The sequence below is a fragment of the Mycobacterium sp. genome, assembly GCF_049683355.1.
Lineage (GTDB): Bacteria > Actinomycetota > Actinomycetes > Mycobacteriales > Mycobacteriaceae > Mycobacterium.
Genome location: NZ_JBAUJB010000030.1, coordinates 1 through 10,613 on the forward strand (window position 1 = coordinate 1; position 10,613 = coordinate 10,613).

10 protein-coding genes and 2 pseudogenes are annotated in these 10,613 nt (G+C 67.3%); 6 read left to right on the plus strand and 6 right to left on the minus strand.

The annotated features are described in order from the left end of the window. Positions 1 to 241 (minus strand): annotated as a pseudogene (locus tag WA944_RS01805) (MFS transporter); the annotation flags it as partial. Between the two features lie 272 nt (positions 242 to 513). On the opposite strand from WA944_RS01805, the gene WA944_RS01810 reads away from it, so the two are divergent. Continuing rightward, a complete protein-coding gene (locus tag WA944_RS01810) occupies positions 514 to 1,401 on the plus strand; it encodes a sulfurtransferase (RefSeq protein WP_526374238.1) in 888 nt (295 codons plus the stop codon). After that, entirely contained in the window at positions 1,398 to 1,808 is a 411-nt protein-coding gene (locus WA944_RS01815; protein WP_526374239.1) for a SufE family protein, read from the plus strand. The genes WA944_RS01810 and WA944_RS01815 overlap by 4 nt, the downstream gene beginning before the upstream one ends. Positions 1,809 to 1,826: 18 nt before the next feature. Here WA944_RS01815 and WA944_RS01820 read toward each other — a convergent pair whose 3' ends face one another. Then, positions 1,827 to 3,611 (minus strand): SLC13 family permease, encoded by a 1,785-nt coding sequence (locus WA944_RS01820; RefSeq protein ID WP_526646174.1) that lies wholly within the window; start codon positions 3,609 to 3,611, stop codon positions 1,827 to 1,829. 88 nt (positions 3,612 to 3,699) lie between these two features. On the opposite strand from WA944_RS01820, the gene WA944_RS01825 reads away from it, so the two are divergent. Then, positions 3,700 to 4,029, plus strand: a complete 330-nt coding sequence (locus WA944_RS01825) for a hypothetical protein (protein ID WP_526374241.1) — start codon at positions 3,700 to 3,702, stop codon at positions 4,027 to 4,029. A gap of 53 nt (positions 4,030 to 4,082) precedes the next feature. Further along, positions 4,083 to 4,436: a hypothetical protein gene (locus WA944_RS01830; RefSeq protein ID WP_526374242.1), complete on the plus strand. Its 354-nt coding sequence runs from the start codon at positions 4,083 to 4,085 to the stop codon at positions 4,434 to 4,436. A 10-nt stretch (positions 4,437 to 4,446) separates the two neighbouring features. On the opposite strand, the gene WA944_RS01835 is transcribed toward WA944_RS01830, so the two are convergent. Then, complete coding sequence (locus WA944_RS01835) at positions 4,447 to 6,804, minus strand: putative bifunctional diguanylate cyclase/phosphodiesterase (protein ID WP_526374243.1); 2,358 nt, start codon at positions 6,802 to 6,804, stop codon at positions 4,447 to 4,449. A gap of 541 nt (positions 6,805 to 7,345) precedes the next feature. Here WA944_RS01835 and WA944_RS01840 point away from each other — a divergent pair. Next, positions 7,346 to 9,151: an acetyl/propionyl/methylcrotonyl-CoA carboxylase subunit alpha gene (locus tag WA944_RS01840; RefSeq protein ID WP_526646176.1), complete on the plus strand. Its 1,806-nt coding sequence runs from the start codon at positions 7,346 to 7,348 to the stop codon at positions 9,149 to 9,151. Positions 9,152 to 9,154: 3 nt separating this feature from the next. On the opposite strand, the pseudogene WA944_RS01845 reads toward WA944_RS01840, so the two are convergent. From WA944_RS01845 to WA944_RS01855, 3 genes and pseudogenes are all read right to left on the minus strand, one after another. Beyond that, a pseudogene (locus tag WA944_RS01845) lies at positions 9,155 to 9,693 on the minus strand (hypothetical protein); the annotation flags it as partial. Between the two features lie 44 nt (positions 9,694 to 9,737). Next, positions 9,738 to 9,965 (minus strand): VOC family protein, encoded by a 228-nt coding sequence (locus tag WA944_RS01850; RefSeq protein WP_526646178.1) that lies wholly within the window; start codon positions 9,963 to 9,965, stop codon positions 9,738 to 9,740. Further along, complete coding sequence (locus WA944_RS01855) at positions 9,966 to 10,091, minus strand: VOC family protein (protein WP_526646180.1); 126 nt, start codon at positions 10,089 to 10,091, stop codon at positions 9,966 to 9,968. 264 nt (positions 10,092 to 10,355) lie between these two features. Between WA944_RS01855 and WA944_RS01860 the strand changes: the two genes are divergently transcribed. Beyond that, positions 10,356 to 10,613 (plus strand): hypothetical protein (locus WA944_RS01860; RefSeq protein ID WP_526646182.1); only part of this gene is annotated, 258 nt, incomplete at its 3' end.

The window sequence follows — 10,613 nt, forward strand, 5'->3', positions numbered from 1 at the left end:
ACCCGCCCAGCGGACGCACCAGGAACGACACCGCGAACGTCATCAGCGCGAACAGCGTGGCGGTTTCGGCATCGCCGGGGAAGATGGCCGCGGAGATGTAGGTGACGCCGTAGGCGTAGAGGCCGTAGTCGAACCATTCGGTGGCGTTGCCGATGGCCGATGCGGCGATCGCCCTCTTCAGTACTTCGGGCGGTTGATCAGCGGGCTCAGCGGCGGCGGCGGGCTGGTCGGGGCTGCTCATCGGGGCTCCTCGAGTCAGGGACGATGTCGCACGGCTGCACCGACGCAGCTGTACCACCGAACTTCTCGGCACACTCGCAAACTTGTAGCTTTGTTGACAATCTGACGTTAATCACGTGTCGGGAGTGACAGCAAGGCAATCCTGTTATTTGGTTGTTAACTCGCCCCGGCCCCAATATCCACCGGGATTTTCGACGCGTACCCACAAGGTCAAATTTGAAACGGTCTGATGACCTGTCCGTGGCACCGAGGCCCGACGGTAGGCTGGAATCCGTGCCGCTACCCCCAGATCCCAGCCCCGCCCTGCAGTCCTACGCCCACCCGGAACGGCTGGTCACCGCCGACTGGTTGTCCGGAAACCTGGGCCGGCCAGGCCTGGCGATCGTCGAATCCGACGAGGACGTGCTGCTCTACGACACCGGCCACATCCCCGGTGCGGTCAAGATCGACTGGCACACCGACCTCAACGACGCCCAGGTGCGTGACTACATCACCGGCGAGCAGTTCGCCGCGCTGATGGACCGCAAGGGCATCGCCCGCGACGACACCGTCGTCATCTACGGCGACAAGAGCAACTGGTGGGCCGCCTATGCGCTGTGGGTGTTCACGCTGTTCGGCCACCCCGACGTCCGACTGCTCGACGGCGGACGCAACCTGTGGATCTCCGACGGCCGCGACACCACGCTGGACGTGCCGAGCAAGCAGAGCACCGGCTACCCCGTCGTCGAACGCAACGACGCCCCGATCCGCGCCTTCAAGGAGGACGTCCTCGGCGTACTGGGTGAGCAGCCGCTGATCGACGTGCGCTCCCCGCAGGAGTTCACCGGCGAGCGCACCCACATGCCCGACTACCCCGAGGAGGGGGCGCTGCGCGGCGGCCACATCCCGACCGCGGTGTCGATCCCGTGGGCCAAGGCCGCGCTGGACAACGGCAAGTTCCGCAGCCGCGCCGAACTCGACGAGCTGTACGGCTTCCTCACTCCCGAGAACAAAACGGTCGTGTACTGCCGCATCGGGGAACGCTCCAGCCACACCTGGTTCGTGCTGACCCATCTGCTCGGCCTGCCCGGCGTGCGCAACTACGACGGCTCCTGGACCGAATGGGGCAACGCCGTGCGGGTGCCCGTCGCCGTCGGGGAAGAGCCTGGTTCGGCTCCATGACCCTGCCGGCGCCGTTGGCCGAGGTGGTCTCCGACTTCAAGGAAGTCGAAGGCCAGGACAAGCTGGCCATGCTGCTGGAGTTTGCCAACGAGCTCCCCGACCTGCCCGCCGACCTCGAAGAGGCGGCGATGGAGCCGGTGCCCGAATGCCAGTCACCGCTGTTCCTGCACGTCGACTCCGAGGACCGCGCTCGGGTGCGGCTGTTCTTCAGCGCGCCCGCCGAAGCGCCGACCACCCGCGGGTTCGCCTCGATCCTGGCCGCAGGCCTGGACGGCCAGTCGGCCGACGACATCCTCGCCGTGCCGGACGACTTCTACACCGACCTCGGGCTGGCGGCGCTGATCAGCCCGCTGCGGCTGCGCGGCATGTCAGCGATGCTGTCGCGGATCAAGCGCCGCCTGCGGTAGCGGAGCCAACCGCCCAGCTCACTGAAACGGGAAGAAGATCGGCACCAACGCCGGAGTTGCCACCAGGACCAGCAGCGTCAGCGGCACGCCCAGGCGGGCGAAGTCGGTGTACCGGTAGCCGCCCATCGCCCACACCATCGTGTTGGTCTGGTAACCGATCGGAGTGAGGAACGACAGACTCGCTCCGAAGATCACCACCACGGCGAACGGCATGGCGCTCACGTCGGCCTGCTCGGCCACCGCGATCGCGATCGGGAACATCAGCGCTGCTGCGGCCAGGTTGGAGATCACCTCGGTCACCACCATCGTGGCGGCAAGCACCGCTGCCAACAATCCGAAACTGCCCAGCGGCGCCGCCGCGCTGACCACCAGGTTGGCCAGCGTGGCAGCCAGGCCGCTCTCCTCCACGGCCAGCCCCAGCGCGAAGCTGGTCGCCATCAGCAGCAGGACATTGGTGTTGATGAAGCGGCGCGCGTCGTCGAGGGTCACGACTCGCGTGACGATCAGCGCAAACGCGATGAGCAGCGACGCTTTCAGCAGGTCCAACAACCCGGTCCCCGCCAACACGATCAGCGCGGCGACACTCACCTCGACCACCCTGGTGTGTTCGCGCCGGATCGGCCGGTCCTGGTTGAGCGGCGCCACCACCGCGAAGTCGCGGTGCTCGCGGTACTGCTGGGTGAAGTCCGGGCCGGCCAACACCAGCAGGACGTCACCGGCACGCAGCCGGACATCACCGAGCTTGCCGGACAGTTTCTGGCTGGCGCGGTGAATCGCGACCACCGCCGAGCCGTACCGGCTGCGGAACCCCGCCGCCTTCAAACTCGAGCCGACCAGCGGTGAATTGACACCAATGACAGCTTCGACGAACTGGCGCTGCGGATTGCGGGCCAGATCATCGAAGTGGCGGGCCTCGGCCGAGGTCAGTCCGTTCATATTCTGCAAATCCAGCACCCGCGCAATGTTTCCGACGAACACCAGCCGGTCGCCTACCGCCAGAGGTTCGTCGGGTCCGATCGCCGCGATGACCCGCTCGGCGCGCTCGACCTCGACGAGGAACACTCCCTCGAGGTTGCGCAACCCGGCCTCGGCGACCGTCGCACCGGCCAGCGCGCTGTTGGCGGGGATGGTCATCTCGACGGTGAACTCCCGCTCGTTGCCGGCCAAGGTTTCACCCGGCGTGGTGCGGTCTTTGAGCAGGCGCGGCCCCAACAGCACCATGAGAAGAACGCAGCCGATCGTCAACGGAAGTCCGACCCCGATGATCGAGAACACTCCCAGGCGACCCAGACCGGCCGAGTCGATGAGGTCGTTGACGAACAGGTTGACCGACGTGCCGATCATGGTCATCGAGCCGCCGAGGATGACTGCGTAGCTCAGCGGCATCAGATAGAGCGATGGCGAGCGCCCCGTGCGGCGACACCAACGCACCACCCGCGGAGCCAGCATCGCCACCAGCGGGGTGTTCGCGATGAACGCCGACACCCCCGCCGACGGGCCGCACACGCGCAGCAACTCGGCCCGCGGTTTGGCCCGGTCGGCGCCACCGAGGAGTTTCGACGTCACACCGTCGAACGCGCCGGTGATATCGGCCGCCCCAGCCAGTACGTACAGGGCGGCGACGATGGCCAGGGATTCGTTCGCCACGCCCGCCAACAGCTGCCCTGAATCGATGACGCCCGCGACGTACAGCGCCAGGACCGCACCACCCATCACCAATGACGGATTGAATCGGTCGAGAATCAGCACAACGACGGTGACGACGACCACGGCCAGCGTCACCCACGCGTCAACGGTCACCATCCCCCTATTTCCAGGCCGCCAACGAGCAGGAACCAGCACCGTTCGGTGCCTCACGGTACCCCGCGAGACAACTCCCTGCGGATAGGCTGTGGCCACACTCGGCGGCGCGGCCGAGGGGACGAAGCGGGGGCTTGACGGGGCGATCGTGGGCCGGGTCGGTGGCGAAGAGTTCCTGGCCGCGGACATCATCGCCACCGCGGTCGCGGAGAGCCTCGGCGAGCGGGCCCGCGCGGCCCTCACCACCACGGGCTACGGGCCTGACCGGAAGCGTCGCGCCGAGCCCCCGACGTCGGGCGCATACACGGCGAAACGCCTCACTAGACACCGCCGCCTGCAATTACTGCACCAAACACCCGTCCTGACAAGGGTTTTCGACGGTAGTACGAACAGCGGTGCGGCCAGCTGTTACGGTGCATAGCAACCAGGTGATCGACAGCATTCTGCCAGCGACTATTCAGGAGACTCCCAGAAATGGCCAAGACCACCGCGTACCGCATCCGCATGCTGAAGAAGTTGGGTGGGGTCGGCGCGATTGCCACGGCGGCCTCGGCCGTCTTCATCGGCGTGGGCAGCGCGACCGCCAACGCCGATGTCACGGAGATCGGACCGGACCCCCGCGTGAGCAGCCGCCAAGCCGATTCCACGTCCCGCGACGGGGTGCGCCACGACGCGACGTGGGGCGAGGTGCGCGGCACCGATATCGGCGACGTGCACGCCCACGGCGAGGTCAAGGAATCGATGAAGGCTGTGCCGGTCCCGCGCGGCAGTCGTGCCGACGGCTTCCGCGGCGGTTGGTACAACGGCATCCGCGGCGGGCTGCGCTAGCGGTTTCGGCTCATTCGGAGGCGATGCCATGGTCGGCCCGGCCTGACCGTCTCCGCTGCAGGCGCCGGATCAGCGCGGATCCCGGAAACGCAAAGGCCGTTGCAGGCGTCGCGGCAGATATCTGGGGACCCTCGTCCCGTAAGAGTTCGAAGAGGTCATCAGCACTGAGCGACGGGCTGACGAAGTGTCCTTCCACGGCATCGCACCCGTAGGAGCGCAGCAGTGCCGCGGTCTCGGCGGTTTCGACGCCCTCGGCGACAATGGTCAGTCCAAGGCTCTTCGACAGGGTGATCACCGAGCGCACGATGGTGGCCGCATCGGCATCCGTCGTGATGGGCGCGATGAACGTGCCGTCGAGCTTGACTTCGTCGATCGGCAACTCACGCAGATAGGACAGCGCCGAGTACCCGCTGCCGAAGTCGTCGATCGCAATCGTGACACCGAGGTCGCGAAGGTCATCGAGCACCGCCCGGGCGCGATGGAGATTCCTGTAGACGAAGTCCTCGGTGATTTCGACAGCGAGATCTGCCGGTGTCAGATGATGACGGGCCACCGCGTCGGCAATCCGACTCGGAAGATCGCGATCGGCGAAGGTGGGCGGCGACAGGTTCACCGCCACCTGCACCGGATGTCCCCGCATGCGCCACTGGCTTGCGTCGTCGAGGGCGCGCTCCACGACGAACTCGGTCATCGCGTGCATCAGGCTGTTGTGCCGAGCCAACGGCAGAAACCGGTCGGGATAGAGCAGGCCGAGACTCGGATGCGGCCAGCGAACCAACGCCTCCACCCCGATGATCTGGCCGGTGGCCAACAAGATCTTGGGCTGATAATGCACAGCCAGTTCCGCACCCTCGATCGCCCTACGAAGTTGAGCCTTCATCTCCATCCCCTCGCGCGTGGCGAGATGTCCGCGCAGTTCGGGTGCGAAGACCATGAAGCCGGCACGAGCCTCCTTGGCCCGGTACATGGCGATGTCGGCGTTGCGCAACAAGGTTGCGAGGTCACGGCCGTGCTCGGACGTGATGGCGATACCGATGCTGGCTTCGGCGTACACCTCGACGCCGTCGATCTCGACCCCGTTCCCGAGGGCCACGATCAGGGCGGCTGCGGTGTTCTTCGCCTCGTCGATGCCGGAACCGGCCAGCAGGATGGCGAACTCGTCACCGCCGAGACGCGCCAGCAGGTCGTTCTCGTCGAGCGAACCGATCAACCTGGCGGCGACCAATCGCAGCAGCTCGTCGCCGGCAGCATGTCCGAGTGAATCGTTGACCTCTTTGAAATGGTCGAGATCCAGCAACAACAGCGCACACGATTTGCGACCCTTGGCATTTGGCGACAATATTGCGGACGCTCGTTCATAGAAGCCACGACGGTTCAGCAAGGTGGTCAGGTCATCGGTGCGCGCCTGATGGGCATGTTCGCCGGCGTGCCGCGCCTCCAGGAACGCCACCGCGAGGCGACCCGATGCCGCCAGCAACGTCGCCACCGCAAGCCAATCGGCGGCAGGTGCCAAAGGCAGGTACCGCGCTACGGCCAACACGCTGATCGCCACACAGGGAGCCAACAGCGGCACCGCCAGCGGCGCCCACCCCGGAGGCGGCCGGGCGCTTCCTCGACGCCGATTCCGACCGGGGGCGAGTCCGATCAGCATGGTCGCGATCACCGATCCGGCGTCGAACAACGCACTGGGTTCATACCGCCGGTAGGTCGCACCGACCAGAGAATCCAGGCCCGCGTACAGGAGCAGCCCACCGGCAAACCACCACATCGCGGTGGGCGGTCGCCACTGAACCGAGAACAGGGCGAACACCGTCAGAGCCACAAGCAGCAGATCGGCCATCGGATACGCCAGAGACACCGCCGGGTGCATGGCACTGCCTCGGTGATTCGCCATCGACTGAGGGATGACCGTCGCCGCCCAGAGAGTCGCCGCGCCCAGTCCGACGACCACGCCGTCCAGTGCCAGGCCCAGGGACAACCGCGGTACGCGGGCCCGCATCAGCAGCACCAGGCCGAGGTAGGCACAGGGATAGATGGCCAACCAGAACACGTGGGACAGAAACGGAAGCGCCGACTCCGTCGCTGGGACGTACCAGTGGTGATAGGCATTTGCCAGTCCCACGGAGAACAGGCCCAGCGCGATGATCCGCCAGGCGGTCCGGTCCGGCGACGACGGCGGTATCCGCACCAGACACAGCACTGCGGCCGCGATGTAGGCCAGGGTCTGCCAGGTTCCGTCCAGCCACCCTGAGTAGGGCGGTTGCGCGCGGAGGGCGGCAACCTGGAACAGGGCGAACCCCACGATCAGCGTCACCAGGGCGGCCTGCAGCTTCACTCGGTGAGCCGGCAGTCCCAGCCCGACCTTCATGCCGTGCGCCGAGAATTCGCCAGAATATCTGTGGCTAGCACAACAGCGACAAGCCGCTGCCGGGCTTCGCACTCTTCGGTCACGGGCACACCCCCTGTACACGACGGCGCGGGTGAACAACATTCCGCGTTCGCGGTTCACGCTGATGCCTGGTCACAGACACAACAGCGGGGACCCCGGAAACCTGCCGTCACGACACATTCTGCCAGAATCAAACTGCCGCCGTCGGGAATCGACCGGCTGCGACTGCAGCTCCAGCAGAGACCACGAAATTTGCCAGAATCGCCTGTCTGCGCGCATTTCCTTGCTGATCGCCCGCGGCACGCGCCTGAGCTGCTCCCCCGCCCGCTCCGGCCGTGCCACCACTGACGCCACGCAGCGCTGCATAGGGGGTGTTCGGTCTCTCCCGTTGAGAAACCGCCGCACACAGAGTTACTCGCGGGTAACGGACCGGCTCGCCGACGCCTCAACTAGGCCCCTTAAACTTCCCGAGATACATTCTTAAAGACGCTCTTAGAAAACGATGCCATCAGGAGGCGCAGTGGCCACTCACGCCAGCTCAAAGATCTCCAAGGTGCTCGTCGCCAACCGCGGTGAGATCGCGGTCCGGGTGATCCGAGCAGCCAGGGACGCCGGACTGGCGAGCGTGGCGGTGTATGCCGAACCAGATGCCGACGCACCGCACGTCCGGCTCGCCGACGAGGCGTTCGCCCTCGGCGGCCAGACCTCGGCGGAGTCCTACCTGGTGTTCGAGAAGCTGCTCGACGCCGCCGCGAAGTCCGGCGCCAACGCGATCCACCCCGGCTACGGCTTCCTGAGTGAGAACGCCGACTTCGCCCAGGCGGTGCTCGACGCCGGGCTCATCTGGATCGGGCCCAGCCCGCAGTCCATCCGCGACCTCGGCGACAAGGTCACCGCCCGCCACATCGCGGCCCGCGCGGAGGCCCCGCTGGTGCCCGGCACCGCCGAGCCCGCCAAGGACGCCAACGAGGTCGTCGAGTTCGCCAAGGAGTTCGGCGTGCCGATCGCCATCAAGGCCGCGTTCGGCGGCGGCGGCCGCGGCATGAAGGTCGCCCGCACCATCGAAGAGATCCCCGAGCTGTTCGACTCGGCCACCCGCGAGGCCGTCGCCGCCTTCGGCCGCGGCGAGTGCTTCGTCGAGCGCTACCTGGACAAGCCGCGCCACGTCGAGGCCCAGGTCATCGCCGACACCCACGGCAACGTCGTCGTCGCAGGCACCCGGGATTGCTCGCTGCAGCGCCGCTTCCAGAAGCTGGTCGAGGAGGCGCCGGCGCCGTTCCTGACCGAGGCGCAGCGCAAGGAGATCCACGAGTCGGCCAAGCGGATCTGCAAGGAGGCCGGCTACTACGGCGCCGGCACCGTGGAGTACCTGGTCGGCCAGGACGGGCTGATCAGCTTCCTCGAGGTCAACACCCGTCTGCAGGTCGAGCACCCGGTCACCGAGGAGACCTCCGGCATCGACCTGGTGCTGCAGCAGTTCAAGATCGCCAACGGCGAGCCCCTCGACATCACCGAGGATCCGACGCCGCGCGGGCACGCCTTCGAGTTCCGTATCAACGGCGAGGACGCCGGCCGCGGCTTCCTGCCCGCCCCCGGGCCGGTCAGCAAGTTCGAGCCGCCCACCGGCCCCGGCGTGCGGATGGACTCCGGCGTGGAGACCGGCTCGGTCATCGGCGGCCAGTTCGACTCGATGCTGGCCAAGCTGATCGTCACCGGCGCCACCCGTGAGGAGGCGCTGGCCCGCTCCCGCCGCGCCCTCGACGAGTTCACCGTCGAAGGCCTGGCCACCGTCATCCCGTTCCACCGCGCCGTGACCGCCGACCCCGCCTTCATCGGCGACGGCACCAAGTTCGACGTGCACACCCGCTGGATCGAGACCGAGTGGAACAACACCGTCGAGCCGTTCACCGGCGGTGACCCCATCGACGAGGAAGACACCATCCCGCGCCAGACCGTCGTGGTCGAGGTCGGTGGCCGTCGCCTCGAGGTGTCGCTGCCCGGCGACCTCGCCCTGGGCAACGGTGGCGGTGCACCCGCCCACGGCGCGATCCGCAAGAAGCCCAAGCCGCGCAAGCGTGGTGGTGGCGGCGGTGCAGCCGCCTCGGGTGACTCGGTGACGGCCCCCATGCAGGGCACCGTCGTCAAGGTCGCCGTCGAGGAGGGTCAGACCGTCGCGGCAGGCGATCTGGTGGTGGTGCTCGAGGCGATGAAGATGGAGAACCCCGTCACCGCCCACAAGGACGGCGTCATCACCGGGCTGGCCGTCGAGCCCGGCGCGGCGACCACCCAGGGCACCGTGCTCTGCGAGATCAAGAGCAGCGAGTAGCCCTCAGAGGCGTCCCACGCGCCGCAGCCCGGCCACGGTGTCGGCCAGCGTCTCGGCCGGATCGCGCTGCGTGATGCCGAGTTCGCGCTCGCTGGGGCCGTCGTCCGACGGTGGCATCTGGGTGTAGTAGTGCATCGCCGCGGAATTGATCGGCGTCTCGAACGGCAGGTAGGACCCGATGGAGTCGAACAGCGCGCCGACGCCGCGCATCTTGATCGCCGCCTCGACACCTTCGGCCGCCTCGCCGAACTGCTCACCGGCCGGCGGGCCCAGCACCATGCCCGGATAGGTGATGTCGACCGGCGCCCCGCCGTCCTGTAGGCCGCGGGCGTAGGCCTCGACGACGGCCTTGGACTTGCCGAGCCGTCGCTACCGCCGACCACCGGCAGGTCGGCGTGCAGCACCTCGAGGTCCGGGCGGACCAGCGCGGTGACACTGGAGACGTGGACGATCGGGTCCAGGCCCTTGGCGGCCGCTCCCCCGAGCACGTAACGGGCGCCCTCGAGGTTGGTGTGCAGCATCTCCTCGGCTCGACTGGGATCTGCCCCTCCGGTGCGGTCGCTGTCGCCCGCCACCGTACCGAGGCTCAGTAACGCACCCGGAAGCCGCCGATCAACCGGATCAGGTTGCCGTCGGGATCGGTCAACGTCGACAACCGCACGCCCTTGTTGGCCTCGACGACAGCCTCCGGCCCCAGCCCGCGGCCGGCCACCGCGGCGATCTGCGCATCGAGGTCGTCGACCGCCAGATTGAACAGACTCGACCCGGCGCGGTCCTGGTCGACGAAGACCTGCAGCCAACCCTGGGGTGTCACCTACCATTCGGCCAGCGTCGCCATGGGTTCGTTGTCGGGTTGCCTACCGAACAGCGCGGTGTACCACTCACGGCTGGCCTGCAGGTCGGACACGGCCACCACGGCCAGCAGATGGTCGATCCCCATCGGGCGTTCCTCTCGATCGCTCGCGGTTATGACCAGCGACGACCCGCAAACTCATCAAACGTTCGCTCGGCTGCACATTGGAGCTTGCCGGCGCTCGTGTTGTTGCCATTGCACTCTGGCGTGATTAGCCCTTTCGGGAGCTGCTGTATTCCTATAGGGTTTGCTCACGGCAGTAGTCCGGTTTGCTGAGGGGTGGAGCGGCCCCGTTTTCGTCGCAGAGGTGGCGGGAACGGGGCCTGTCCCTTGTCGTGGCAAGCTGAACGGGTGGAGCCCGTCGAAATCAATGCCGGCAATTGGTACCTGCGAGCGCTGCGTGCCGACGACCGCGTCGATGACCGGCCCGCGCTCACCGATCTCGGCGAACGCACCCCCGACTACGTGGATAGGCAAGCGGCACAGTGGGATTCGGAGACGCTGTGCTCATGGGCGGTGTGCGAGCCGACGACCGGAGAGCTGCTCGCCGAGGTGACGCTGGACCCGGCGACCGGAGCGATCGGCACCCGGGCCCGCCCGGGCCACGAC

Coding starts and splice junctions, on each gene's coding strand:
- WA944_RS01815 (WP_526374239.1), top strand. CDS start 1,398: ATGACCCTGCCGGCGCCGTTGGCCGAGGTGGTCTCCGACTTCAAGGAA.
- WA944_RS01820 (WP_526646174.1), bottom strand. CDS start 3,611: ATGGTGACCGTTGACGCGTGGGTGACGCTGGCCGTGGTCGTCGTCACC.
- WA944_RS01830 (WP_526374242.1), top strand. CDS start 4,083: ATGGCCAAGACCACCGCGTACCGCATCCGCATGCTGAAGAAGTTGGGT.
- WA944_RS01835 (WP_526374243.1), bottom strand. CDS start 6,804: ATGAAGGTCGGGCTGGGACTGCCGGCTCACCGAGTGAAGCTGCAGGCC.
- WA944_RS01855 (WP_526646180.1), bottom strand. CDS start 10,091: ATGGGGATCGACCATCTGCTGGCCGTGGTGGCCGTGTCCGACCTGCAG.